This is a genomic window from Staphylococcus simulans (assembly GCF_002902285.1).
Taxonomy (GTDB): Bacteria; Bacillota; Bacilli; order Staphylococcales; family Staphylococcaceae; genus Staphylococcus; species Staphylococcus simulans.
Window position 1 is genome coordinate 37,289 of record NZ_PPRU01000039.1, and the last position, 25,668, is coordinate 62,956.

A 25,668-nucleotide genomic window follows, 5' to 3' on the forward strand; every position below is an offset into this window, starting at 1 on the left:
TTGCGGAAAATGCTTTATAAAGGAATTAGTCCTTTATACAACTTAACAATAAAGCTCTCATGATGGTGAGAAACTATCATGAGAGATAATTTAAATAACTTTTTAACAAGAAGAGGAGAGATTTCATAATGGCTAAAGAAAAATTCGATCGCTCAAAAGAACATGCCAATATTGGTACTATCGGTCACGTTGACCATGGTAAAACAACATTAACAGCTGCAATCGCAACTGTATTAGCAAAAAATGGTGACACTGTAGCACAATCATACGACATGATTGACAACGCTCCAGAAGAAAAAGAACGTGGTATTACAATCAATACTTCACACATCGAGTATCAAACTGACAAACGTCACTATGCTCACGTTGACTGCCCAGGACACGCTGACTATGTTAAAAACATGATCACTGGTGCTGCTCAAATGGACGGCGGTATCTTAGTAGTATCTGCTGCAGATGGTCCAATGCCACAAACTCGTGAACACATCTTATTATCACGTAACGTTGGTGTACCAGCTTTAGTTGTATTCTTAAACAAAGCTGACATGGTTGACGACGAAGAATTATTAGAATTAGTTGAAATGGAAGTTCGTGACTTATTATCTGAATACGACTTCCCTGGTGACGATGTACCAGTTATCGTTGGTTCTGCATTAAAAGCTTTAGAAGGCGACCCAGAATACGAACAAAAAATCTTAGACTTAATGCAAGCTGTAGATGACTACATCCCAACTCCAGAACGTGACTCTGATAAACCATTCATGATGCCAGTTGAGGACGTATTCTCAATCACTGGTCGTGGTACTGTAGCAACAGGCCGTGTTGAACGTGGTCAAATCAAAGTCGGTGAAGAAGTTGAAATCATCGGTATCACTGAAGAAAGCAAGAAAACAACAGTTACAGGTGTAGAAATGTTCCGTAAATTATTAGACTACGCTGAAGCTGGTGACAACATCGGTGCTTTATTACGTGGTGTTGCACGTGAAGACGTACAACGTGGACAAGTATTAGCAGCTCCTGGCTCTATTACTCCACACACAAAATTCAAAGCTGATGTTTACGTTTTATCTAAAGAAGAAGGTGGACGTCATACTCCATTCTTCACTAACTACCGCCCACAATTCTACTTCCGTACTACTGACGTAACTGGCGTTGTTCACTTACCAGAAGGTACTGAAATGGTTATGCCTGGCGATAACGTAGAAATGACTGTTGAATTGATCGCTCCAATCGCGATTGAAGACGGTACTCGTTTCTCTATCCGTGAAGGTGGACGTACTGTAGGATCAGGCGTTGTTACTGAAATCCAAGCATAATTTCGACTTAACTTAAGTTGATTTTTAATAGAGAGCTCCTCTTTTGAGGGGCTCTTTCTTTTACATATTTTTCTATTGATACGCTCAGTCGTGTGTTGTTTAACATAAAAAATGCGTACACATCATTTCTACATGTGTACGCATTTTTGTTTTGATTTAAAGACGTTCAGAAGATAAAACATTTTCTAATTCTAATATTTTTAAGAACTCGGCAGCTGCGTATTTCAATGCAGCTTCATCAATATCAAAGTAAGGGTTATGATGAGGGTAGTCTGTACCTTTTTGCGCATTACCACATCCTGTTAGAAAGAAAGCGCCAGGTCTCACACGTTGATAAGCTGAGAAATCTTCGCCTACCATCATCATATCTGCTTCAGTAAAGCGTAAATTCATATCATGAGCGGCTTGCTTAACTGTTTCATAAGCTTGTTCATTATTATGCACAGGGACATAGCCACGTTCATAATCCATTGTGTATTCAATATCATTCGCAAGCGCAAGCCCTTGTAGAAGCTTATCAAGTTTATTCATGATATGTGTTTGGAGCTCAGAATCAAATGTGCGCACTGTACCGCGACACATCGCAGAGTCGGGTATCACACTATCTGATGAACCGGCTTGAATCATTCCGAAAGTAACCACAGCTTGTTTAATCGGATCGACCGTACGTGAAACGATTTTTTGTGCGCTTAGAATAAATTCAGCTAATATCACAATCGGGTCAATCGTTTCATGCGGTTTAGCACCGTGACCGCCTTGACCTTGGATGGTAACGGTAAATTCATCAGGTGAAGCCATCATGGCGCCTGGACGTGAATAAATGATGCCTGTGGGATAACCACTCCATAGGTGGTTGCCGTAAACACTGTCTACACCTTCTAAAGCACCATCATCAATCATTTGTTGGGCACCGCCAGGAACAATTTCTTCACCATATTGAAAGATTAATACAACGTTGCCTTTTAAATGTGCTAAATGTTCATTAATTATTTGAGCAACGCCTAAGAGAATCGCAGTATGGCCATCGTGACCGCACGCATGCATACATCCTTCATTTTTAGAACGATAAGGTTTGTCGTTCAGTTCAGTAATCGGAAGGGCATCGAAGTCAGCACGTAAGGCGACTGTCGGGCCTTCGCCTTGGCCTTTAAATGTTGCGACAATACCGTTTTTTCCTACAGGTCTACGAATCGTACAGTCTAATTGTTCGAGCTGATTAACGATATAGTCGTGGGTGTTATGTTCTTCAAATGATAACTCAGGATATTGATGGAGATGTCTTCTGAGTTGAATCATAGTTTTTTCTTTATCGTGCGCAAGTTGATACCAATTCAACATGGTATTCACCTCTTCTGTAATTAATATAGATGTCCTTATTATAGCACGCGTTCCACAGAATAAACTTAAAACGTTCATGTTAAAATAACGCGTCATTTCGACCTTTTAATATACAAAATTTTGTTTTTTCAAAATAACTAATCAGTGTTAACTTTTCTATTATAATAAAATACGTTATGATATATGTAATCTAACACAAGGGGGATAATCAACCAATGGTTCAATCATTACATGGTTTTTTAGACGAAAACATTCAATATTTAAAGGATAATGGATTATACAACGAGATTGATATTGTCGAAGGGGCAAATGGACCGGAAATTACAATCAACGGCGAAAAGTATATCAATCTTTCTTCAAACAACTACTTAGGTTTAGCAACAGACGAAGACTTGAAAAAAGTTGCGAAAGAAGCAATCGATCATTATGGTGTCGGTGCAGGTGCAGTACGTACAATCAACGGTACACTAGATGTTCATGAAACTTTAGAAAACACATTAGCTGAATTTAAAGGAACAGAAGCAGCGATTGCATATCAATCTGGTTTTAATTGTAATATGGCAGCGATTTCTGCGGTTATGAATAAAAATGATGCGATTCTTTCAGATGAGTTAAACCATGCCTCTATTATCGATGGTTGCCGCTTATCTAAAGCTAAAATTATTCGCGTAAATCATTCAGATATGGACGACTTACGTCAAAAAGCGAAAGAAGCTGTAGAATCAGGTCAATACAATAAAGTGATGTATATCACTGATGGTGTGTTCAGTATGGATGGTGACGTAGCAAAGTTACCTGAAATCGTTGAGATTGCGGAAGAGTTTGACTTAATCACTTATGTCGATGATGCGCACGGATCAGGTGTTATGGGTAAAGGTGCTGGCACAGTAAAACACTTCGGTTTACAAGATAAAATCGATTTCCAAATCGGTACATTATCTAAAGCAATTGGTGTGGTCGGCGGTTATGTCGCTGGGACACAAGAGTTAATCGACTGGTTGAAAGTACAATCACGTCCATTCTTATTCTCAACATCTTTAACACCAGAATCTTCAGCAGCGATTACTGCCGCTGTACGTAAACTTATGGATTCTACAGAACTGCATGACAAACTTTGGGAAAATGCGAATTATCTTAAAGACGGCTTAAAAGAACTAGGTTATGATATTGGTGAATCAGCAACACCAATCACACCTGTAATTATTGGTGATGAAAAACAAACACAAGAATTCAGTAAACGTCTAAAAGACGAAGGAGTTTATGTGAAATCTATCGTCTTCCCAACAGTACCACGTGGTACAGGACGTGTACGTAATATGCCTACAGCTGCACATACTAAAGAAATGTTAGATGAAGCACTTGAGGCGTATAAAAAAGTAGGTAAAGAACTTGGCGTAATCTAAGTAGCTTTATAGAATCAATGAAGCGGAACTGTTCAGTTAATTGAACGGTTCCGCTTTTATTTTAGAAATCAGTCTATTAGATACTTAGCTGAGTCATTTCTTTTATTGTTTAAGTGATATATCTATGATCAAGATAAAACTTCTCTAATGGCTCGTTATCTTTGATGCATTGTTCAATACGTTCTAATGATTCTTCAAGTGTCATTTGTCTCAAAAACATTCTGCCTGGTGGTTCTCCAAATTTTTTCTCATAAGCTTTTTCAGCAGCTTCATAGGCATCAATCAATTTGTCATCATACATAGTTTTTCATTCCTTTGTGGTTGATTCAGAGGTGTCGTATATATTCATTTTATCCGTTGAGTGAATACACGAACGTACTTAACTCAAGTAGTGATTATCTAAATAAAACTTTTCCAATGGTTCGTTATCTTTCACACAGTCTTTCATAAGTTCCAAAGCATCTTCAGCAGGCATACCCCGTAAAAGCATTCTACTAGGAGCATCTTTAAACTTTTTAGTATAAGCACATACAGCAGCTTGATACTCTTTTTTAAATTGTTCATCATACATATTAATCTACTCCTTCATCATGGTGTGAATCGTGTTGTGACAGGGTGATATCTTTTAAATTTAATTGTGGCTTAATTTCATATGTTTTCTCTTCTTTTGAATCTAGTAAGACGTCTGTCAGTTGAATCGTATAAATATCTGAGCTGTTATAGTCTTTATAATAATACGTTAAGTGTTCACAATCGAGTATACATTGATATTGCGTATAATGAGGCTGCCCTTCGTGGAGTACGATGCCTCTCGGAATACTGACAGTGTCTAATAATTTGAATAGGTTATTTAAGCGCATCGTGTCGTCTTCAGCATCTTCAATCATTTGACGGAAATAAGCAGTTTTAACGAAACGTGCTGGCGAGGTATAACCTCCAGGCAATATTTCAGTATTTGTTTCGACATGGATTGGATCTACTAGTTTATCACCAAGTGTGATGGATGCTGATGGATCAAATTTAAAAGCTGTGTACTGTTGTAAATTCTGGTAGTGCCATTCTAAGTCAGGGTGATTAGTCAGAACTTGTACCGGATTATCTTTCAAAATCAGTTTACCACCATTTGGCACAAGAACAATACTTTGACCTGTTTGATCAGTGACGATGAAATGAAAGGCAGGTGTTTTACCAAGTACAGGGTTTTGTTCATCAATCAACCTCACATTACCAATCGTTTCTTTTAAATGTGAAATAGATGCGTTCGTACCTAAAAGCCACATAATGAATGATTCTGGACCTAAATTAATATGATGTGAAGCGGGTGCAGGCTTATATGTCGCAAAGTCATTGTTGTTTAAAATTGCGATAGAAAGACCTTTTTCATTGATGCCATCTGCGAACATCACATCGTCTATTTTCATCGCACTGCCTACAAAACCATAGTCAAAAGTGAAGGTTTTTCCATAAGTTGTTTCCCACTGATAGTTTCTTGGGATAACTTTAGGAAAAGCTTTCAGTTCAAACGCAAAGTCCATGGTCCGTGCTAAGTAAGTTGTGTCGTATTGTGAAGTAAAGGTAAAGCTCGTACACATATGTATCAGCCCCTTAATACCATTAAAAGTTATAATCAAATTGATAATACCATATGGATATAGAAAAAACGGAGCAGCTTCTCTATGTGCTTCTCCGTTTAGTTCTATTTACTGATGGTCTGAAGCTTCTTCAGTTAAATCAACCAGATTTAATTTAGGTTTTACTGTATAAGTAATCGCATCACTTGCGTTTAAAATCTCATCAGTCAGTTTGATTTGGTATACATCTGAACCGTTATAGTCTTTAAAGTAATAAGTGAGATGGTGTGTATCGACGATAGCTTGGTATTGTGTGTAATAAATCGTTCCTTCGTCTAAAACGACACCTCTTGGAATACTGACAGTATCGAGTAATTTAAATAAGTTGTTGAGTCGTTTATTCTCATCTTCCGCATCTTCGATAAATTGACGGAAATAAGCCATTTTAACGAAACGAGACGGAGAAGTATAACCGCCTGGCAGAACTTCAGTACCAGATTCAACACCAAAGGGTTTTACACTCTCAATGCCTAAGAGTGACGGTGAGGGCGCTTCGATATTGAAATGTGTATACTGTCTGACATTTTGATAATGCCATTCTAAGTTAGGGTTATTCGTTAATACACGAATGGGATTCTCTTTAATAATCAATTGACCGTCTGAAGGAATCGCAACGATACTTTGACCAGATTGATCTGTAATCATAAAGTGTAGTGGTGGAACGCTGTCTAATGCGGGATTTACTTGTTTAAGTAAACGAACATTATCTGCTTGTTCTTTAAAGTCTCTGATAGATTCATTCATGCCTAAAAACCACATAATGAATTCTTCAGGTTCTAGATTGATATTGTCATTAGAAGTAGAAGTCGCATAAGAAGCTTCTCCTTGATAATATAACACAGCAATGGATAATCCTTTTTCGTTTATGCCATCTCCGAATACCACACCATTGACTGTCATTGCAGTTCCTACAAAGCCGTAATTTAATTTAAAGTCACGACCATTGTTGCTTGTCCATTCATAATTTCTAGGAATAGCTTTCGGGAAAGAATTCAAACTAAATGAGAAATCCATGGTGCGTGCTAAATAGTTCGCATCATATTGAGATGTAAATGCAAAACTCGTACACATAAATGTGCCTCCTTAAAAACAGTAATCAGTACAAAAAAACGTTACAATAATCATAACATGACGCAAGTCAAGACTTCGAATAAAGTAATGCCAATAAGGTGTTGAGAGTGAGGGATACTGTTGGAAATTAAAATATGTGAGGATGCAGCTTTATTAGCACGTTTAAATCAAACTGTCCATGACATACATCATCAAGCCTACCCAGATATTTTTAAGCCTTATCATTATTTGGATACGCTAGATCTATTTCAAAAGCTCATGCATCAACCTGAGCATTATTTATTAGTCATTGAAACGGATAAAGGAGTAGCTGCTGGGTACTTGTGGGCGCAATTGGTAACGTTATATGAAACGCCATTTCGTTATGGGCAGAAGACGTTGTATATTCATCAAATCAGTATTGAACCAGAATTTCAGCATAAAGGTTATGGGCATGCACTCATGCAGTATATAGAAGAGGTAGCAGAAAAAGAGCGGTGTGACACAGTAGAATTGGATTATTGGGGGAAAAATAACGCAGCGGTTGATTTCTATGAGAAAGAAGGTTATGAATTTCTTCAAAAGCATTGCCGTAAAAATATTTGATGGTTTATCTAAATGATGTATCTTTGAAATAAATAGAAAAGTATAATTTTGCTCTTTTCAAATGTAAGCGCTTTACTTATTTTTGTACGTATGGTATATACATTAATAAGCATTTATAAAAATATAGTGTTAAATAACAAGAGAATGTACACCTCAGAAATACTACAGTTCTTTAGCGCACTTTTCAAAGGGGAGAGAGAAATATGAAAAGAATTATGATTACTGGCGCACTAGGGCAAATCGGGACTGAACTTGTATTAAAATGTCGTGAGATTTATGGAACAGATAATGTTTTAGCAACGGATATTAGAGAACCAGAAGCGGATTCTCTAATCAAAGACGGACCGTTTGCGATATTAGATGTAACAGATGCAGCACGCATGAATGAGGTTGTAGAGGAATTTCAACCAGATGCTTTAATGCATATGGCCGCATTATTGTCTGCGACAGCTGAGAAAGATCCAATGCTGGCATGGAATATTAATATGGGTGGTTTAGTCAATGCGTTAGAAGCGGCACGCCATCATAATGTACAGTTCTTTACACCAAGTTCTATCGGGGCATTCGGGCCAACAACACCTAAACGTGATACACCTGCGTTAACGATTCAACGACCAACATCTATGTACGGTGTAAACAAAGTATCAGGTGAGTTATTATGCGAGTATTACCATACTAAGTTTGGTGTAGATACACGAAGCGTACGTTTCCCTGGCTTAATTTCATTTGTGAAAGAACCAGGCGGCGGTACAACAGATTACGCTTGTGAGATTTATTTTGAGGCGGTACGTAAAGGTGAGTATACAAGCTTTATCGGTAAAGATACTTACATGGATATGATGTTTATGGATGATGCGATCGACGCAATTATTAAATTGATGGAAGCACCAGAAGAAAATATTGAAAATCGTTGTGCCTTTAACTTAAGCGGTATGAGTTTCGAGCCAGAAGAAATTGCCGCATCTATTCGTAAACAAATTCCAGAATTCAAAATGCACTATGAAGTAGATCCAGTCAGACAAGGTATTGCAGATAGCTGGCCAGATGCGATTGATACAAGTTGTGCAAGAAATGAATGGGGCTTCTCACCTAAATATGATTTAGACAAGATGACAGAAGCTATGTTGCAAGGGGTTAGAGAGAAAGAAGCAGCAACACAAAAATAATATAAGTATATGAATTAAATCAACAGGGCTGAATGTTTTCTAGGACCTATAGAAAATGTTCGTCCTGTTAATTATTATGTATAACGGCAGTAGACTAATGTTAAGTGGGTGACGATTAGATGACAACATCATCAAGAGATAGAAGCGTTATGGTTAAAAATTTTGCGAGAACAAAACCTAGAACATAAAATTGTCATCGCTAATAGCAGCTTTGGCCATAATGAACCAAAGTGTATCTTGCCATATGGAGTCAGTGCGACATTAGATGCTGATAAAGGAAGTTTTGAAATTAATGAAAGCGGATGTTCTTAATGAATAGAACGTCCATGCAAAGTGAAAATGAGATTGCTCACAGTTGCATTCAGAAATAGACTGTACAATAATGGAAGTGTAAGGAATATAGCAACTTTTAATTTGTATCAATGGGGAAATGTTAAAGAGAGATATAAATAACTGTGTTCAATAGAGGATTTGATTAGGGGCGTATTTTTTAAATTTTCTAAAAACTCATTGAATACACAGGCTTAGATTGCTATAATTTTAGTATTATCTTATTTATAAGCACAATTTTAGGAGGCAGAAATCATGTCAGAAAATGTTAAATTCGAGAAACGTGAAGAGCTTAAACAAAAACCAGATCCAAGTAACTTAGGGTTCGGTCAACACTTCACTGATTACATGTTAAGTTATGACTACGATGAAGATAAAGGTGGTTGGCATGATTTGAAGATTACTCCTTATGCACCGATCGAACTTGATCCCGCTGCACAAGGACTTCATTATGGCCAAGCAGTCTTTGAAGGATTAAAAGCATACAAACATAATGGAGAGGTTGATTTATTCAGACCTGACCAAAACTTCAAACGTATTAATCAATCATTAGCACGCTTAGAAATGCCGCAAATTGATGAAGAGTTATTATTAGAAGGATTAAAAGAACTTGTGAATGTTGAACGTGACTGGGTACCTGAAGGGGAAGGTCAATCATTATACATTCGTCCATTCGTCTTTGCGACTGAAGCAGGTTTAGGTGTACATCCAGCATCTCACTACAAATTATTAATTATCTTATCTCCTTCTGGTTCATACTATGGCGGAGACGCATTAAAACCAACACGTATTTATGTAGAAGATAAATACGTTCGTGCCGTACGTGGTGGTGTTGGATTTGCGAAAGTAGCTGGTAACTACGCAGCAAGCTTATTAGCACAATCTAACGCAAACAAAGAAGGTTATGACCAAGTATTATGGTTAGACGGTGTAGAACAAAAATACATCGAAGAAGTCGGAAGCATGAACATCTTCTTCGTTGAAAATGGTACACTTGTTACACCTGAATTAAACGGTAGTATCTTACCAGGTATTACACGTAAAACAGTAATCGAATTAGCTAAAGAACTTGGCTATAAAGTAGAAGAACGTCGTGTATCTGTAGATGAATTATTCGAAGCGTATGATAAAGGTGAATTAGATGAAGTCTTCGGAACAGGTACAGCTGCAGTTATTTCACCTGTAGGTGTCTTAAAATACGAAGACCGCGAAATCGTTATCAATAATAACGAAACAGGTAAAATCACTCAACACTTATATGACCAATATACTGGTATCCAAAGTGGTAAATTAGAAGACAAACACGGCTGGAGAGTTGTAGTTCCTAAAAAATAATTCGAATAAGAATTATAAATAGTGATAAAAAAACAGGTCAGAAGCACAGATAACAGTGTGTTTCTGACCTGTTTTGTCATTAATATAATTAAAGGTTTTTGCCGAGTGCTTTATAACTTCATATGTAAAATAGGATAATTTCTACCTTGGGCGTCTGTTTGAGAAGTTTTATAAACTTCAAAGCCATTTTTAAGATAGAATTCTATTGCGCGTTCATTATCCTTGTTAACATCCACATAACTTACTTTTCCTTGCTGGATTAAATATTGCAAGATTTCTGAACCATAACCTTGATTAAAGTGTTTTGGGTCTATAAAAAGCATTTCTAAGTTGTGATTGTGGGTTCCAGAAAAGCCGATCGCTTCTTGTTCATCAAACCACAAATAGGCTTCAACTTGTTGGAAGTAAGTAGGAATCTCTTGTTTTAAAGTGATTCTATCTTCTTCTTTTAAAAAGTTATGTGTCGCGATGACAGAGCTTTCCCAAATATCTAATGCTTTTGGAAAGTTGGCTTCTTGAAGCTTCATTTTATGTAATCTCATATAGGTTTCTCCTTAAGATTTTGACATACAAACTATCCTACAGAAAGTGCTAACTAAACTCAAGGTAGATAAAAGTAATAAGCAAACATATTATTGTTTACTAGTCTGTATTCTATTGTATAATTGAAAATGATTATCGGTAGAGGTGCTTTTATGAGATATATTTTAATTACGATAGGTTTAATTTCAGCTATCGTTGGTTTTATAGGAATCGTTGTACCTTTGTTGCCAACTACACCTTTTTTACTTTTAGCAGCTGTTTGTTTTTCAAGAAGTTCTGAAAGATTTAATCGTTGGTTAGTGAGTACAAAGGTTTACGGTGAATATGTGGAAAGCTTCAAAAGAGATAGAGGCTTTACTTTAAAGAAGAAGTTCAAAATTTTATTGAGTTTATATATTGTTATCGCATTTTCGCTTTATATGCTAGATAACTTCTATATCAGAATTGGTTTATTGATTATGGTGACCTTCCAAACGATTGTATTGTTTACGTTAGTCAAGACGTTACCAGAACCATCAAAGGACCGTCAAAACTGTGAGAAAGATTAATCGTTGATGCATTTTGTGCTTACATCCAATATAAAGGGTGTAAGCCTTTTTTAATTTCCTTCTTAATTCATAAATTGATAAAATGAAATAAAAGTATAAAGAAAGAAGCGTGGAAACTGATGACAATTAAATGGATCTTATTTGATAAAGATGGCACACTCATTGATTTTGATATGAGTTGGATGAAGATTGGTATTCAAATGGTAGATCAGTTTGTGGAACGTTTTATTTCAGAAGAAGATCAAGCACATGCTTACCAGACTTTAGGTGTGAATAAAGAAAAGAATCAAATAGAACCTGGTACACCGATGGCCTGTGGTTCGCTAGATGAAATTATTCAGAATTTCAATGCGTTAGCTGGAGAAGATGTGGGCGAGTGGACACGCAAGACGAGTCAGTATCTCATTGACCATAGAGTTCCTGAAATTAAATGGATTGATGGGATGGTGGAAGCGTTAGAAACATTAAAGGCAGATGGATATCATATTGGAATTATTACGAGTGATACGAAGAAAGGCACAGATCAATTTATTGAATCTACAGATACAGAAGCGTTCTTTGATTTAGTCATCTCTACTGAATCTAATGCGGCTGAAAAGCCAGACCCAGCTGTATTAAAGCCGCTCTTTGCGCAAGAGAAGGGGCTTAAAGCGGAAGAAATCGCAATTGTAGGCGATACACCTAATGATATACAAACCGCTGTTAACGCTGGCTTAGGACTGTCTGTAGCTGTATTGACGGGCGTAGGTCAAGCACATGAATTTAAACATGCGGATTATGTCGTAGAGAAAGCGCCAGAAATTGTTTCTATTTTAAAGGGTGAAGATACAGAATCCTAAGTTATCGTCACACATTAAATGAGGTGAAAATCATGAAAGAACAACATACAGTATTAGATGGACGTTATGCAGAATATCAAGGAGAAGTGTTTCGCGTCTTAAATGACTTTGGCAAGACTTTGCATTTGGTCACAGAGGATGCTGGAGCGCAGTCTTTAGGTTTTGAAGCGAAAACAACAAAGTATTCGAGTCATACATTGTTTTATAAAGACGTCAAACGTCAAGAAGTCGATGCATTATATGATTTGAAACATGAAGCACGTTATGGAGGTACGCTCTTTGATTTGTTTTTTGATGCGAAAGGTCAAAGTTATATTGGCACAAGTGAAGCGGATAAGGCAGAAGCCTTTGGTTTAAAAGAAACAGATGAAGGTTATTATAGTAAAGCTATCAATGATGACGATTATGAACCTGTGATTTACCGCGAAGAGTTAGAATTATAACCAAGGTTGGAGGGATGATATGATGCGTCAATTAATTTTATTTGATTTTGACGAAACGTATTATAAGCATCAAACCACGAAAGAAGATATTCCTGAACTACGTGAACTTGAATCGACACTGAAACAAGCTGAAGAAAAGCACCAAGTGATTACTGCAGTGTTATCAGGCAGTATCTTTGAAAGTATTATGGAGAAAATGAAACATGCGGAAATGGAATATAAACCAGACTTTATCTTTTCTGACTTATGTTCCAAATTATTTGAACTAGATGATAAAGACGAATATCAACGTTCTAAAGATTATGAAGAAGCTGTTTCAGAAACAACGTTCACTAAAGAAAAAGTTGATGAAATTATCGACAGCTTCGAGTCAGAACACCAAGTTGAACTTCATCCGCAAAGAGAATTCAGAGATGAAGAAACATTGTATGAATATTACTATTATGCACAAGGCGATGAAGAAAAAGACGAGCAGAATTTAAAAGATTTACAAGATAAAGCAGCGGCTTATGACTATGCGGTACATTATAATAAAACGAATCCTAAAGCAGGTGACCCTGAAGATGCGTATGATGTACACTTTACACCTAAAAACGCTGGCAAGTTATTCGCTGTGCGTTACCTGTTAGATATGTATGATCTTGATTCAGAAGGTGTACTAGGTTTCGGTGACAGTGGTAATGATGAGATTTATTTAAGTCATATCGGTCATCCGTTTGTGATGCATAATAGCACAGATGATGATATGAAAGATAAATTCCCAGTTACACGTTATGATTACTATAAAGGTTTGAATGATGAAATTAAACGTTTCTTTGATAAATAACTTCATACAAGTTTATTCAGAGTAAAAGAAAATCATGTATCTCGCTCAGTTAAGAGCAGAGATACATGATTTTTTGTTTGCTTATTATTTTCTAGTATCTACATTACGATAGACATCAATCACATGCGCAATTTTATCTAACACTGGATCTAGCGTGTCTAAACTTTCATGCAGATCATATTCATTAATGTTCACGCGTACGACAGGGCAGGCATTGAAGCTTGAAATCCATTCTTCGTAACGACGGAATAATTTTTTCCAGTATTCTGGATCTGTATCAATTTCCATTTGGCGACCGCGTTGTTTGATGCGCTCAATCACTTCATCGTAATCACATTCTAAATAAATTAAAACGTCTGGTTTTGGGAAGTAAGGTGTCATGACCATCGCTTCAAATAATTCTGAGTATGTTTTGAAGTCTTCAGGTGTCATCGTCCCTTGTTCTTCATGCATTTTTGCGAAGATATCAACGTCTTCATAAATAGAACGGTCTTGGATAAAGCCCCCGCCATATTCAAACATGCGTTTTTGTTCTTTAAAGCGTTCCGCAAGGAAATAGATTTGAAGGTGGAAACTCCAACGTTCAAAGTTATCATAGAATTTATCTAGATAAGGATTATGGTCCACATTCTCGAAAGAAGTGCGGAAGTTTAATTTTTTAGCTAAGGCACGTGTTAAGCTCGATTTACCGACGCCTACAGTACCTGCGATTGTAATCACCGCATCTTGAGGGATACCATAATTATTCATGCGTGTTGCCTCCTATCATTGATTGTACAATGTTTAATAGATACTCGTAATCGTCAGCGTGATTGACGAAATCCAAGTTTGTTGTATCGATGCGTTTCACCATTTTGCCTTCGGCTTCTAAAGATTCATAGAAGTGATGATAAGCTTCTTTTAAATTTAAAAGATAATCATCTTCAATTTGTGCTTCGAAGCTGCGATTGCGTTTGGCGATACGTTGTTTTAATACTTCTAAATCTGCATCGAGGAAGATTACGATGTCCGGCATCATAAGATCCTCAGTCAGAATATCGTAAATACGGTCAAACTTGTTGTATTCTGTATCTGTCAGTGTTTGACGCGCAAAGATTTTGTTTTTATAAACATGATAGTCACTGACAATACCGTTATGTAGTTGTTCTAGATCTTGAACCTGTTTGTAACGGTTACATAAAAAGAACATTTCAGTCTGGAAACTCCATTTTGAAATGTCGTCATAGAAATCAGATAAAAATGGATTTTCATCCACGATTTCTTGTGCTTCATGATAATCAAGAGATTGACTTAAGCGATGTGCTAAAGAGGATTTGCCTACTCCTATAGGCCCTTCAATAGCGATATAAGGTTGATTCATAAACAACACTCCAAGTGTTAAAATAGACAATAGTAATTGTATCACATGGTAAGGGATTGAACATATGACAATAGATGAAAAATATATGAAACTTGCATTAGATGAAGCCAAAAAAGCTGAAGCTATCGGTGAAGTACCGATTGGCGCACTCATTGTTAAAGACGATGAAATTATAGCACGTGCACATAATTTAAGAGAAACGATTCAACTTCCGACAGCCCATGCGGAACATATTGCGATAGAAAAAGCAGCTGAAGCAGTAGGGAGTTGGCGATTAGAAGATTGTACTTTATATGTCACTTTAGAACCTTGTGTGATGTGTTCTGGTGCGATTGTTATGAGCCGTATTCCACGCGTTGTTTATGGCGCTGCTGATCCAAAGGGCGGTTGTAGCGGCAGTTTAATGGATTTACTTCAAGAATCGCGTTTCAACCATCGTGCAGAAGTTGTGAGTGGTGTTTTAGAAGAAGAATGCGGTGATATGTTGCGGAACTTCTTCAAGCAATTAAGAAACAAGAAGAAACAAGCTAAGCAATCGCAAGAGGCTAATGACTTGAACAGTTAAAACAACTTTAGAAGAATGAAGATGTCTGCTTTTAAGAAGTGGACATCTTTTTGTTTGAAAAGCGTTAAAAAGTAAGAGATAGTTAAGAATGAGTAATGCCGATAGTTTCTACCCTCATAAATCGTACAAACAGACGATAGAAGTCTGTTATCAAAATTTGATAGAATGAGGTTAGACTTTGTTGTGAAAAGTAATTTTACGACACTACGGCTAAGACAAAAGAAACGAGGTTAATTCATGATTAAACTAATTGCGACAGATATGGACGGAACATTATTAAATGCAGCACATGAAATTTCAGAGGAAAATATTAAAGCGATTAAAGCAGCGCAGGCACAAGGGATTACGGTCGTGATTGCGACAGGTCGTGCTTTCTATGAAGCCAATGCGCCTGTGGAACCGACTGGATTGAAAGTCCCATATATTTGTTTGAATGGTGCAGAGGTTCGTGATGAATCATTCGATATTATGCATACATCAAGCTTGAATCATGAAATGATTGAACAAATTACACATGTTCTAGATCGAGAGGATATTTATTACCAAGTCTATACTAACCTTGGTATTTATACTGAAGATCCTCAAAGAGATTTAGATATTTATATTGATATTGCAGAACATGCAGGTCAAAAAGCAGATGTAGAAAAAATACATCGTCATATTCAACATCGTATTGATCAAGGCACATTAAAAGTAGTTGATAATTATGATCAAATCAGTGAAAGACCTGGTGAAATTGTGATGAAAATTTTAGCGTTTGACAGTGATATCGGTAAAATTGATCGTGTCAGTGCAGAACTTGCGAAACACACAAACTTAGCAATTTCATCATCAGCACGAGGTAATATCGAAATCACAAACGCTTATGCGCAAAAAGGGATTGCGTTAGAAGAAATCGCAAACCAACTCGGTATCAATATGGAAGATGTCATGGCAATTGGTGATAACATGAATGACGTATCGATGCTTGAAAAAGCGGGTTATCCTGTCGCAATGGAAAATGCGATGCCTGAAGTGAAAGAATACGCAAAATATGTGACAGATAACAACCAAAACAGTGGTGTCGGCAAAGCAATCAACAAAATGCTGGAAGAGCAATCAAAATAAATTAACTGGGGTGACTATTGAATGAAAGGTGTCATTATCGTAGGCAGTGCGCGTATTGATTCGCACACAAAAGCACTGGCACAATACTTAAAGGGACAATTCAATGAAAAGGATGTTGAAGCGGAAATTTTTGATTTAGCTGAGCGTCCAATCCATACATTAGATGTTTCTGGCGCAAGTAATCCGCCAGATGATTATCAAGCTAATGTGAAAGATTTACAAGAGAAGGCGAGAGAAGCGGACTTTATTATTTTAGGTACACCGAACTATCATGGTTCATATTCTGGTATCTTAAAGAACGCTTTAGATCATCTGACAATGGATGACTTCAAAATGAAACCAGTCGGCTTAATGGGGAACAGCGGCGGTATTGTAAGTGCAGAACCACTTTCTCACTTACGCTTAATTGTACGTACCTTATTAGGTATCGCAGTGCCTACCCAAATTGCGACACATGATTCAGATTACGGCAAATTAGATGATGGTACATTCTTCTTACAAGACGAAGAATTCCAATTACGTTCTCGTTTATTCGTTGAACAAATTGTATCATTCGCAGAAAGCCGTCCTTATGAACATTTAAAATAAAAGGATGCAAGCGTGTTAGTTCAGCTGATAAAATATCCTGTTTGATAATCTCTGCTTAGTGGTGGTGCAAGGTGATTTTACTTTGTGGACTATTTAAGCAGAGGTTTTTTATGAAGAGGTAAAATAGTTAAGTTATATGGTTACTAAAAAGCATAAAGAAAAGGCCTGTAAGTTAAAGAGATAAACTCAAAAGCTTACAGGCCTTTAATGTGATTTATTCTAAATTCGCATGATTTTGTTGCATCGTAGTTTCATCAATATTGAAGTCTTTCATGAAATCTAATACAACAGCATCTAAGAATAATTGTGCAGCTTGTTCGAATAAACTGCCTAAAGGTTGTGCTGAACCTTCAGCATCATGTTTTGTTCCGGCAGGCAATTCGATTGTGACATCTGCCAATTCACCGATTTTAGAATCAGGTTTTGTTGTGACTAACGCCACTTGTGCACCTTGATCTTTAGCTTTTTCAGCTAATAGGCGTAAGTGTTCTGTACTGCCTGAACCTGAAATGACAATAAACAAGTCGCCTTCATGGATAGAAGGTGTTGTAATACCGCCAATGATAAATGCAGGTTGTTCAAGCTGATTCAAGCGCATTGTAAATCCATTTGCGACGAATCCAGAACGACCTTTACCTGCTACGAAAATATTTTTGGCATCTTTGATTGCTTGTTCAAAGTTTTCAACATCTTGATCTTTAACATTAGATAACGTCGTTTTCAGTTCATCTAAAATCAATTGATATTGTAGTTTTGCCATAGCTTATTTCCCTTCAACTGCGTCGCGGCAAGCTTTTGCTGCTTCTACTGGGTCGTCGGCATTTGCGATACCGCCACCAACAATCACTAAGTCTGGTTCTTCAGCTACGATATCTTTGATTGTATCTGGTTTGATACCGCCAGCAACGGCAACTTTAGAATTTTTGATAACAGATTTAACTGTGTGTAAATCATCTAATGGAGATTTACCTTCAGCTTGTAAGTCATAACCAATGTGTACTGCGATATAATCAGCACCCATTTCATCTAATTCTTTAGCGCGTTGTTTAATGTCTTGAACAGCAATCATATCTACTAATAATTGTTTGTCATTTTTGTGTGCTTCTTCGACAGCAGCTTTGATAGAAGCGTCTTCAGCAACACCTAAGATTGTTACAACGTCAGCACCGAATTTAACTGCTTGGCTGACTTCATAGTCTGCAGCGTCCATAATTTTCATATCTGCTAGAACTTTAACACCATCGATGTTTTCATCCATATATTGAACGGCAGGCAGACCTTCGTTATATATGATAGGAGTACCGATTTCTACGATATCGACATAATCTTTCACTTTGTTAGCTAACTCTGCAGCGTCTTCTTTATTTAATAAATCAATTGCTAATTGTAGTTCCAAAATGATTCATCCTTTCATAATGTATGTGTTGTAACTTTTGCTTTACTTAGATTATTTACCCTTTTTAGTTTTTGACAAACAACAGTGAATTTTACTGTTCGGGTGCAGCTGCGTTATCTACGTAAACCTCTACATTAGGATGATCGTATAAAACTGTTGCTGGGACATCTTTGTCTTGAATGCCGCTCGCAAGTTTTGTAATCGCATCTTTCTTTTTCTCGCCAAACGCTAATAAGATAATACGTTTTGCAGATAAAATTGTAGAAAGACCCATTGAAATAGCTTGTTTCGGCACATCTTCTTCGTTATCGAAGTAACGGCTATTGGCTTGAATCGTACTTTCAGTTAAATCTACGACACGTGTAATACTGTCTTTTTCTGTACCTGGTTCATTGAACCCGATATGACCATTTTCCCCGATACCTAAAATTTGGATATCTGCAGGCCCTTTATCCTTAACCAGTTGTTCGTATCTTGCAGTTTCATCGTTTAAATCTTTCGCATCACCGATTGGTAAATGCACATTTTCTTCTTTGAAGTGTGGATAGCGATCGAATAGCACTTCATGCATATAATGATGATAACTTTCTGGATGATCGGCTGATAAACCGACATATTCATCTAAGTTGAATGTTTCTACATTAGAAACATCTAAGTCATTTAATTCCATCAGTTTAACTAAGTCAGAATAAACATCTACCATTGTACCTCCTGTTGCTAGACCTAGTTTACTTTCAGGATTCTCGTTCATTTGGTTGAACAGCTCGTAAGCTGTGTAGAATGATGCTTTCTCTTTATCCCCTAAATTAATAATTTTCACGTTGTGTGACCTCCTTATTTGTATCTATATATGAAGACATACATGTCCATTATAACGAGGTGAAGTTTAAACAGATAGTAAATCCCCCTCAAATTATAGGAATATTTCAATAACCTCTTTAGAAAGTGGAGGAACAGTTATATAATGTAAATATTGTTTCTAATTTAAGAATTGATAACCGAGAAAACCTATCGTTAATTCAAGAATGAGCAGTAGGTTATATTTATTGACGAGGATTTAGTACAATTAAATGATAAAGAGATTGATAAATAAATCAAGAATAACACGATATAGATGGGGTTCAACATTTGATTTTGCTTAGTGTAAGGGAGTGAGCAGCTTGGAGCCGATAGAATATGAGAAAGTACAAACGTTACTGGCATCTTATGTAGATCAACCTGTATACCTGCATGTTGAAACAACAAATGGTGCGTATGCGAACCATTTTGATCAACGTGTCTTTAATGCTGGAACGTTTTTAAGAAATATCAAAGTAGTCTTTGAACATGCCAAACTTAAGGGCGGTGGCAAAGAACCATTCAGAGTGGGTTTGAAACTACAAGATAATGGATGGGTTTATGTACAAGGACTGACACATTATGAAGTGAACGAGGATAATGAATTCTTGCTCGCTGGTTTTAATTATGAAGGGCAATTAGCGGCAGCGCTTGAAATCAGTGCTGTACCGTTTGAAATATAAGGAGGACGTATCATGTCAGAGGAAAGTCATGTATTAGTTATATTTCCGCATCCTGATGATGAGACGTTCTCATCAGCAGGAACATTAGCACGTTATATTGATGAAGGTGTTCCAGTTACGTATGCTTGTTTGACTTTAGGTCAAATGGCACGTAATTTAGGAAATCCGCCATTTGCGACACGTGAATCTCTGCCGAAAATCAGAGAGCGCGAGTTGGAAGACGCAGCAAAAGCGATTGGTATTAAAGATTTAAGAAAGATGGGTTACCGTGATAAAACAGTGGAATTCGAACCACATGAAAAAATGGACGGGATGGTTAAAAGTCTGATTGATGAATTGCATCCTTCAGTAATCATTTCATTCTATCCAGGTTATGCGGTACACCCAGATCATGAAGCAACAGCAGAAGCGGTAGTTAGAACAGTAGGACGTATGCCTAAAGCAGAACGTCCACGTTTACAATTAGTTGCTTTTAGCAATGATGCGATTGATGAGTTAGGTATGCCTGATATCATTAACGATATTACTGATTATAGAGAAGTAAAATTAGATGCATTCAAAGCACATGCATCTCAATCTGGACCATTCTTGCATCAGTTAGCTGAACCGCAAGTTCCAGATACAGCCAAAAGTTTCTTAGAACAAGAAACGTATTGGACTTACAATTTTGAATCATGAGTGGAGGGGCACACAGATGACTGAATTTGATTTATCGACACGAGAAGGTCGTTGGAAACACTTCGGTTCTGTTGATCCTATTAAAGGTACAAAACCAACAGTAAAAGAAGAAATGACAGATCTACAAAGCACGCACAAAGATTTTTTATTTGAAATTGAAGAAGTCGGGATTAAAAATTTAGTATATCCCGTGATTATAGATGAATATCAAACGGCAGGTACTTTCGCATTTTCAACTAGCTTAACGAGAGAAGAAAAAGGTATTAATATGAGCCGTATCTTAGAAAGTGTTGAGAAACATTATGATAACGGTGTAGCATTAACATTTGATAATCTGCATACGGTATTAGATACACTTCAAAAACACATGAAACAAACTTCAGCAGGGGTAGATGTTTCAGGTAAGTGGTTCTTTAATCGCTATAGTCCCGTTACGAATTTAAAAGCTGTCGGCAATGCGGATGTAACGTATGGCATGGCAGTTGAAGGGGATAAAGTGACACGTAAAGAGCTGACAATGGAAGCGAAAGTAACTACTTTATGTCCATGTTCAAAAGAAATCAGTGAGTATTCTGCACATAACCAACGCGGAGTAATTACTGTAAAAACGTACTTGAATCGTGAAGCGACACTACCGTCTGACTATAAAGAAGTAATTTTAGATGCGATGGAAGCTAACGCAAGTTCAATTCTTTACCCAATCTTAAAACGTCCAGATGAAAAACGCGTTACAGAACGTGCTTATGAAAACCCTCGTTTTGTGGAAGATTTAATCCGTTTAATCGCTGCAGACTTAGTAGAAGTGGATTGGATTGAAGGTTTTGACATTGAATGTCGTAATGAAGAATCTATTCATCAACACGATGCTTTTGCGAAGTTGAAATATAGAAAATAATAGAATGAAACAAGGCCTTCTTAAGTAATGGTATGACATTGCTTGGGAAGGTCTTTTAATATGTAGAAAATGGGCGTGAGTTTAAAAGTTCACTGAATTCATGATAAATATCGCAAATAAAAATAGAGCACTGCATCTAACCTGTTGGGACTTCAGGTTGCTTGTGAGGAGGGACAACCTCGTAAGCTAAGCAGTGCTCTATTTTTTAGGGTGATCGACAATTTACGTCAGGGGAAACATACTTGTCGATTTTAAATTCAATGATTAGATTAACTGTTAATGCCGTCGCATGCATATTTTAGGATATGTTCTATGATTAATTTAGGAGGTTAGTTGCGACTTTAAGCATTGTTTATGTCGGTGTAGAGGAAACGTCTGTCCTTTTGTTTGGGTGGGTAGAAAGGTGTAACGATTATTTATAGAATATGCTTTTAGGATTGATTTAGGATGCATACATTACTTGCGTTTCCTCTACATTGATTATTGTATGATATCTCTACATAAAATACATGAGGCTATGGTATCAACTTTATCTAGGACTAATTGCCGAGAGCGTTACAATTGATTTTTGAGATTGAGTTGTTCAATAAAATGACTCAACAAAGCGATTAGACGATTTTTTCACGTACTTTACCTGAAATATAATCCACAATACCGACCATAATGACTAAACCGATTAAGATAATGCCGACACGGTCCCATGAACGTGTTTGTAAGGCGAAGATTAACGGTGTGCCGATACCGCCTGCACCAATCAAACCTAAAATGGAAGCGGAACGCAAATTCAACTCAAAGCGATATAAAATCAAGGATAAGAATGTCGGTAAGATTTGTGGGACGACCGCAAAGACTAACGTCTTCATTTTATTCGCACCGCTCGCTTTTAATGACTCAGTAGCACTTAAATCGATGTTTTCAATATCTTCTGCGAATAATTTACCAAGCATACCTACTGAGTGAATACCTAGTGCGAGTACACCAGAGAATGATCCTGGTCCAACGGCTTTTATAAAAATCAAAGCCATCACAATCTCTGGAAAGACACGAATGATACTTAAAATAAATTTACTGACGCCTGATACAGGTCTGAAACGTATAATATTTCTAGCACCTAAGAAGGCTAAAGGAATACAAATGACCGCTGCGATAATGGTACCTACAACCGCAATCGCAAAGGTTTCTAATAATCCGCGTAATAAATCTTCACCGCCAGGCTGATAGACAAATCCCCAATCTGGATGTGTTAAACCATGCATAATGGATCCAAGGATTTGTTGCGACTTTTGTTTGATTTCTAAGGCGGGCATACCCGCAAAGGCCCAAACCAATAAGGCTATTATTACCACGGAAATAATGCCATACTTTAACTTTGTGCGAGGACTGCCATAATGTTTTAATAATTCTGCTTTAGATTGTGTCATGTGAGTTGTTCCCTCACTTTCGAACTGATGTAATCAATAATCACCACAATGACCAATGTAAATAAAATAATCATAGCCGTACGGTCATACTGGAATAATCCCAGCGTCTGATCGTAAAACAATCCGATACCTCCGGCACCGACTAAACCTAACACTGCAGCGGCTCGAATATTGATTTCGAACGCAAAGAGTACGTAAGAAACATAAGAAGCTAAAGCTTGCGGTACAACACCGAATATAATCCACTTTGTTTTATTCGCACCGACAGCCGTCATCGCTTCAAGTGGTCCAGGTTCAATAGCTTCTAGTACTTCATATAATAATTTCGCGACAATACTGATTGTTAAAACAATCACTGCTAATACCCCGGGGATTTGGCCGATACCAAAGACTGCTACAAAGATAGCGGCTAATAATAAATCGGGGATAGTACGCACGATATTTAAGATGAAACGTGCTGGCATCGCAATCCATTTAGAACGTGAAATATTTTTTGCACACAATAAGGCAATAGGTACTGCGATGATAGAACCGATAAATGCCCCGACAATTGCCATTCTGATTGTATCTAACATGGGATTAAGTATCTGTTCAAGATAACTCCAGTCAGGTGGAAACATTTGAGTGAATAGGGTCCCGATTTGCGGTAAACCATAAATCAAATCACTAAAGCTGAATCCCGTATATAAGACACTCCAAAACACTAAAAACAATACCAATATAGTGGTCATCGCTGTTTTAAACGACATTTTATGACTCAGCATTTCTGCATAATTTTTGTCGGGTGTCATATTAATTCACCCCTAACTTCTCATCATCATTAATCGAACGTCCATAAATTTTATTGAATGCTTCATCTGTTGCTTCATCGACTGCACCGTCAAAGACTAATTTACCGTCACGTAAGCCAATAATACGTGTACCATATTCGCGTGCTAAGTCCACAAAGTGCAAGTTAATGATGATGGTAATTCCTAATTCTTCATTAATACGTTTCAAATCATCCATGACTTGTTTAGTTGTTAAGGGGTCTAAAGAAGCCACAGGCTCATCTGCCAGAATAATAGAAGGTTCTTGGCAGAGTGCACGAGCAATAGAAATACGCTGTTGTTGACCACCTGATAATTCATCTGAACGTGATTTATATTTATCTAAAATGTTTACACGGTCTAAAGCCTCTAATGCTTTGATTTTATCTTCTTTAGGGAAAAGACCTAAGACCATTTTCCAAGTAGGGTGATAGCCGACTCTGCCACTCAGCACATTACGCATTACAGAAGAACGTTTCACCAAATTAAAGTTTTGGAAAATCATGCCGATATTACGACGCATTTCTAATAATTTCTTACCTGATGCTTTGGAGATGGATGTTCCATCAATCACAATATCGCCTTCGGTAATATCATGCAGACGGTTAATCGACCGTAATAAGGTTGATTTACCAGCACCCGATAGCCCGACGATAACCGCAAAATCACCTTTTTCAATATTTAAGTTGATATGGTCTAAACCGACATGGCCATTATCATATACTTTACTTACATCTCTGAATTCAATCTGACTCATAATAGTAGTCCTTTCTAAATTAAGTATCGAGATAAAAACATAAGCGTACTCAAAAGATTAACTTCTGCACATACTTGCTAACAGAGTTCAATCTTGCTGAGATACGCTTAGGTTCAGTCAGTTTTTCTTAACTTGAATTATTTCATTTCTTTAACTTTTTTGTCGTACTCTCTTACTGTATCGAAGTTAGAATCTTTACTGTCTGTATAGCCTTCATGTGAATAAACATCACTGATCACTTGATGTCCTTCTTTTGTTTTAGCAATATCTTTAAAGGCTTTTTTCAATTTGTCTCTCCATTTTTGATCCATGTCGCTACGTACTGAAATCGTGTCATTTGGAATGTCTTTTGTTAATTTCAATACTTTTGTATCTTTGTAGACATTAGGTTCATCTTTTTTCACAATTTTACGTGCATCTTGGAATACAGCAGCCGCATCTACATCGCCATTCATCAATGAGATAATCGCTTGATCATGACCTTTCATGTTAACGACTTTCATATCTTTAAGGACGTTCACGCCTTCTTTATCCATTTCAACGGCAGGGAATGTATAACCCGCTGTAGAAGTAACATCTTGTAATGCAATTTTCTTACCTTTTAAATCTTTCACGCTGTTAATGCCTGAATCCTTTTTCACTAAAATTTCTGATTTGTATTTGTCTGTTAATTCTTTAGAATCAGAACCATCTTTGTTTACACCAAAACGTTGTGCTTGTAGTAATACATCAGCAGCTTTTTGATCATGCGCTAATGTATATGCAGTAGGAGGTAAGAAACCAACATCTACTTTTTTAGATTTCATCGCTTCTACAATTGTGTTGTAGTTTGTAGAAACAGAAACTTTTACTGGGATGCCTAATTCTTTAGATAATAATTTTTCTAAAGGTTTCGCTTTCGCTTCTAACTTATCCGCGTTTTGTGAAGGTACAAACTGTACAGTTAATTCTTTAGGTTTGTAATCTCCGCCTTTACTGTCGCTTTCTTTCTTGTTGTCTAACGAACTTCCTTTGCCACATGCTGAAACAAATAAAATAACTGCCATCATCAAAATAAGTAATGCCTTAAAAGATAAACGTGCTTTCATTACGTTGTTAACCCCTTCCATATGTATAAAATTTGATACAGGTTCATTATATACACGGTGTAAATATGATACAATATATTAATTGTTAAGTTTAGGTAAATATTTAATAT

Annotated in this window: 31 protein-coding genes; 16 read left to right on the forward strand and 15 right to left on the reverse strand. The window is 36.9% G+C overall.

Annotated features, from left to right (window positions below):
* The first annotated feature begins 128 nt into the window (after nt 1–128).
* Complete coding sequence (gene tuf / locus CD112_RS09375; RefSeq protein WP_002481337.1) at nt 129–1,316, forward strand: elongation factor Tu; 1,188 nt, start codon at nt 129–131, stop codon at nt 1,314–1,316.
* Between the two features lie 156 nt (nt 1,317–1,472).
* Here the strand turns inward: tuf and CD112_RS09380 are convergent, their stop codons facing one another.
* Complete coding sequence (locus CD112_RS09380) at nt 1,473–2,654, reverse strand: M20 family metallopeptidase (RefSeq protein ID WP_002481338.1); 1,182 nt, start codon at nt 2,652–2,654, stop codon at nt 1,473–1,475.
* A gap of 215 nt (nt 2,655–2,869) precedes the next feature.
* Between CD112_RS09380 and CD112_RS09385 the strand changes: the two genes are divergently transcribed.
* Nucleotides 2,870–4,057: a glycine C-acetyltransferase gene (locus CD112_RS09385; protein ID WP_103364211.1), complete on the forward strand. Its 1,188-nt coding sequence runs from the start codon at nt 2,870–2,872 to the stop codon at nt 4,055–4,057.
* Between the two features lie 109 nt (nt 4,058–4,166).
* Here the strand turns inward: CD112_RS09385 and CD112_RS09390 are convergent, their stop codons facing one another.
* From CD112_RS09390 to CD112_RS09405, 4 genes are all read right to left on the reverse strand, one after another.
* Entirely contained in the window at nt 4,167–4,358 is a 192-nt protein-coding gene (locus CD112_RS09390) for a hypothetical protein (RefSeq protein WP_002481340.1), read from the reverse strand.
* Between the two features lie 78 nt (nt 4,359–4,436).
* The gene (locus CD112_RS09395) at nt 4,437–4,628 is read right to left on the reverse strand and encodes a hypothetical protein (RefSeq protein WP_103364212.1); all 192 of its coding nucleotides are present in this window, start codon (nt 4,626–4,628) and stop codon (nt 4,437–4,439) included.
* 1 nt (nt 4,629) lies between these two features.
* A complete protein-coding gene (locus tag CD112_RS09400) occupies nt 4,630–5,649 on the reverse strand; it encodes a choloylglycine hydrolase family protein (RefSeq protein WP_061054909.1) in 1,020 nt (339 codons plus the stop codon).
* Nucleotides 5,650–5,757: 108 nt separating this feature from the next.
* Nucleotides 5,758–6,759: a choloylglycine hydrolase family protein gene (locus tag CD112_RS09405; RefSeq protein ID WP_061054908.1), complete on the reverse strand. Its 1,002-nt coding sequence runs from the start codon at nt 6,757–6,759 to the stop codon at nt 5,758–5,760.
* Between the two features lie 120 nt (nt 6,760–6,879).
* On the opposite strand from CD112_RS09405, the gene CD112_RS09410 reads away from it, so the two are divergent.
* The 4 genes from CD112_RS09410 to CD112_RS09420 all read left to right on the forward strand — a co-directional run bounded on the left by CD112_RS09410 (nt 6,880) and on the right by CD112_RS09420 (nt 10,175).
* Complete coding sequence (locus CD112_RS09410; protein ID WP_002481344.1) at nt 6,880–7,344, forward strand: GNAT family N-acetyltransferase; 465 nt, start codon at nt 6,880–6,882, stop codon at nt 7,342–7,344.
* 203 nt (nt 7,345–7,547) lie between these two features.
* A complete protein-coding gene (locus tag CD112_RS09415; protein ID WP_002481345.1) occupies nt 7,548–8,510 on the forward strand; it encodes an L-threonine 3-dehydrogenase in 963 nt (320 codons plus the stop codon).
* Nucleotides 8,511–8,669: 159 nt separating this feature from the next.
* Complete coding sequence (locus CD112_RS13625) at nt 8,670–8,822, forward strand: hypothetical protein (protein WP_373364861.1); 153 nt, start codon at nt 8,670–8,672, stop codon at nt 8,820–8,822.
* A 273-nt stretch (nt 8,823–9,095) separates the two neighbouring features.
* Entirely contained in the window at nt 9,096–10,175 is a 1,080-nt protein-coding gene (locus tag CD112_RS09420; RefSeq protein WP_002481346.1) for a branched-chain amino acid aminotransferase, read from the forward strand.
* A 110-nt stretch (nt 10,176–10,285) separates the two neighbouring features.
* On the opposite strand, the gene CD112_RS09425 is transcribed toward CD112_RS09420, so the two are convergent.
* Entirely contained in the window at nt 10,286–10,717 is a 432-nt protein-coding gene (locus CD112_RS09425; protein WP_023015489.1) for a GNAT family N-acetyltransferase, read from the reverse strand.
* A 153-nt stretch (nt 10,718–10,870) separates the two neighbouring features.
* Here CD112_RS09425 and CD112_RS09430 point away from each other — a divergent pair, with 153 nt between their 5' ends.
* From CD112_RS09430 to CD112_RS09445, 4 genes are all read left to right on the forward strand, one after another.
* Nucleotides 10,871–11,266, forward strand: coding sequence for a YbaN family protein (locus CD112_RS09430; protein ID WP_002481348.1), 396 nt, complete (start codon nt 10,871–10,873; stop codon nt 11,264–11,266).
* A gap of 125 nt (nt 11,267–11,391) precedes the next feature.
* Nucleotides 11,392–12,105: an HAD family hydrolase gene (locus CD112_RS09435; protein WP_031262637.1), complete on the forward strand. Its 714-nt coding sequence runs from the start codon at nt 11,392–11,394 to the stop codon at nt 12,103–12,105.
* Between the two features lie 32 nt (nt 12,106–12,137).
* Complete coding sequence (locus tag CD112_RS09440) at nt 12,138–12,548, forward strand: UCP033725 family protein (RefSeq protein ID WP_023015488.1); 411 nt, start codon at nt 12,138–12,140, stop codon at nt 12,546–12,548.
* A 22-nt stretch (nt 12,549–12,570) separates the two neighbouring features.
* The gene (locus CD112_RS09445; protein ID WP_226956284.1) at nt 12,571–13,374 is read left to right on the forward strand and encodes an HAD-IIB family hydrolase; all 804 of its coding nucleotides are present in this window, start codon (nt 12,571–12,573) and stop codon (nt 13,372–13,374) included.
* A gap of 84 nt (nt 13,375–13,458) precedes the next feature.
* On the opposite strand, the gene CD112_RS09450 is transcribed toward CD112_RS09445, so the two are convergent.
* Both CD112_RS09450 and CD112_RS09455 read right to left on the reverse strand, forming a co-directional pair.
* Nucleotides 13,459–14,124 (reverse strand): deoxynucleoside kinase, encoded by a 666-nt coding sequence (locus CD112_RS09450; protein WP_002481352.1) that lies wholly within the window; start codon nt 14,122–14,124, stop codon nt 13,459–13,461.
* Nucleotides 14,117–14,734, reverse strand: a complete 618-nt coding sequence (locus CD112_RS09455) for a deoxynucleoside kinase (protein WP_023015487.1) — start codon at nt 14,732–14,734, stop codon at nt 14,117–14,119. Before CD112_RS09455 ends, CD112_RS09450 begins: the two co-directional genes overlap by 8 nt.
* Before the next feature lie 64 nt (nt 14,735–14,798).
* Between CD112_RS09455 and tadA the strand changes: the two genes are divergently transcribed.
* The 3 genes from tadA to CD112_RS09470 all read left to right on the forward strand — a co-directional run bounded on the left by tadA (nt 14,799) and on the right by CD112_RS09470 (nt 16,994).
* A complete protein-coding gene (gene tadA / locus CD112_RS09460) occupies nt 14,799–15,299 on the forward strand; it encodes a tRNA adenosine(34) deaminase TadA (RefSeq protein ID WP_002481354.1) in 501 nt (166 codons plus the stop codon).
* Nucleotides 15,300–15,536: 237 nt separating this feature from the next.
* Nucleotides 15,537–16,406 carry a Cof-type HAD-IIB family hydrolase gene (locus tag CD112_RS09465; RefSeq protein ID WP_002481355.1) on the forward strand — a complete coding sequence of 290 codons (870 nt, stop codon included), beginning with the start codon at nt 15,537–15,539 and terminating at the stop codon, nt 16,404–16,406.
* A gap of 21 nt (nt 16,407–16,427) precedes the next feature.
* Nucleotides 16,428–16,994, forward strand: a complete 567-nt coding sequence (locus CD112_RS09470; protein ID WP_002481356.1) for an NADPH-dependent FMN reductase — start codon at nt 16,428–16,430, stop codon at nt 16,992–16,994.
* A 214-nt stretch (nt 16,995–17,208) separates the two neighbouring features.
* On the opposite strand, the gene hxlB is transcribed toward CD112_RS09470, so the two are convergent.
* From hxlB to nagB, 3 genes are all read right to left on the reverse strand, one after another.
* Nucleotides 17,209–17,754 (reverse strand): 6-phospho-3-hexuloisomerase, encoded by a 546-nt coding sequence (gene hxlB / locus CD112_RS09475; protein WP_002481357.1) that lies wholly within the window; start codon nt 17,752–17,754, stop codon nt 17,209–17,211.
* 3 nt (nt 17,755–17,757) lie between these two features.
* Nucleotides 17,758–18,390, reverse strand: coding sequence for a 3-hexulose-6-phosphate synthase (hxlA, locus tag CD112_RS09480; protein WP_002481358.1), 633 nt, complete (start codon nt 18,388–18,390; stop codon nt 17,758–17,760).
* A gap of 91 nt (nt 18,391–18,481) precedes the next feature.
* On the reverse strand, nt 18,482–19,210 hold the full coding sequence (gene nagB / locus CD112_RS09485; RefSeq protein ID WP_103364213.1) for a glucosamine-6-phosphate deaminase: 729 nt from the start codon (nt 19,208–19,210) through the stop codon (nt 18,482–18,484).
* Between the two features lie 340 nt (nt 19,211–19,550).
* Here nagB and CD112_RS09490 point away from each other — a divergent pair, with 340 nt between their 5' ends.
* From CD112_RS09490 to folE2, 3 genes are read left to right on the forward strand one after another with little or no spacing between them, the layout of a single operon-like run.
* Nucleotides 19,551–19,910: a YojF family protein gene (locus CD112_RS09490; RefSeq protein WP_002481360.1), complete on the forward strand. Its 360-nt coding sequence runs from the start codon at nt 19,551–19,553 to the stop codon at nt 19,908–19,910.
* Nucleotides 19,911–19,922: 12 nt separating this feature from the next.
* Nucleotides 19,923–20,588: a bacillithiol biosynthesis deacetylase BshB2 gene (bshB2, locus tag CD112_RS09495; protein WP_023015485.1), complete on the forward strand. Its 666-nt coding sequence runs from the start codon at nt 19,923–19,925 to the stop codon at nt 20,586–20,588.
* A 16-nt stretch (nt 20,589–20,604) separates the two neighbouring features.
* Entirely contained in the window at nt 20,605–21,483 is an 879-nt protein-coding gene (gene folE2 / locus CD112_RS09500; RefSeq protein WP_023015484.1) for a GTP cyclohydrolase FolE2, read from the forward strand.
* Between the two features lie 608 nt (nt 21,484–22,091).
* Here folE2 and phnE (CD112_RS09505) read toward each other — a convergent pair.
* From phnE (CD112_RS09505) to CD112_RS09520, 4 genes are all read right to left on the reverse strand, one after another.
* Nucleotides 22,092–22,904, reverse strand: coding sequence for a phosphonate ABC transporter, permease protein PhnE (gene phnE, locus CD112_RS09505; protein ID WP_096754495.1), 813 nt, complete (start codon nt 22,902–22,904; stop codon nt 22,092–22,094).
* Entirely contained in the window at nt 22,901–23,695 is a 795-nt protein-coding gene (gene phnE, locus CD112_RS09510; protein ID WP_103364214.1) for a phosphonate ABC transporter, permease protein PhnE, read from the reverse strand. The genes phnE (CD112_RS09505) and phnE (CD112_RS09510) overlap by 4 nt, the downstream gene beginning before the upstream one ends.
* Nucleotide 23,696: 1 nt before the next feature.
* Complete coding sequence (phnC, locus tag CD112_RS09515; RefSeq protein ID WP_023015481.1) at nt 23,697–24,470, reverse strand: phosphonate ABC transporter ATP-binding protein; 774 nt, start codon at nt 24,468–24,470, stop codon at nt 23,697–23,699.
* A gap of 137 nt (nt 24,471–24,607) precedes the next feature.
* A complete protein-coding gene (locus CD112_RS09520) occupies nt 24,608–25,558 on the reverse strand; it encodes a phosphate/phosphite/phosphonate ABC transporter substrate-binding protein (protein ID WP_002481366.1) in 951 nt (316 codons plus the stop codon).
* Nucleotides 25,559–25,668: the final 110 nt, after the last annotated feature.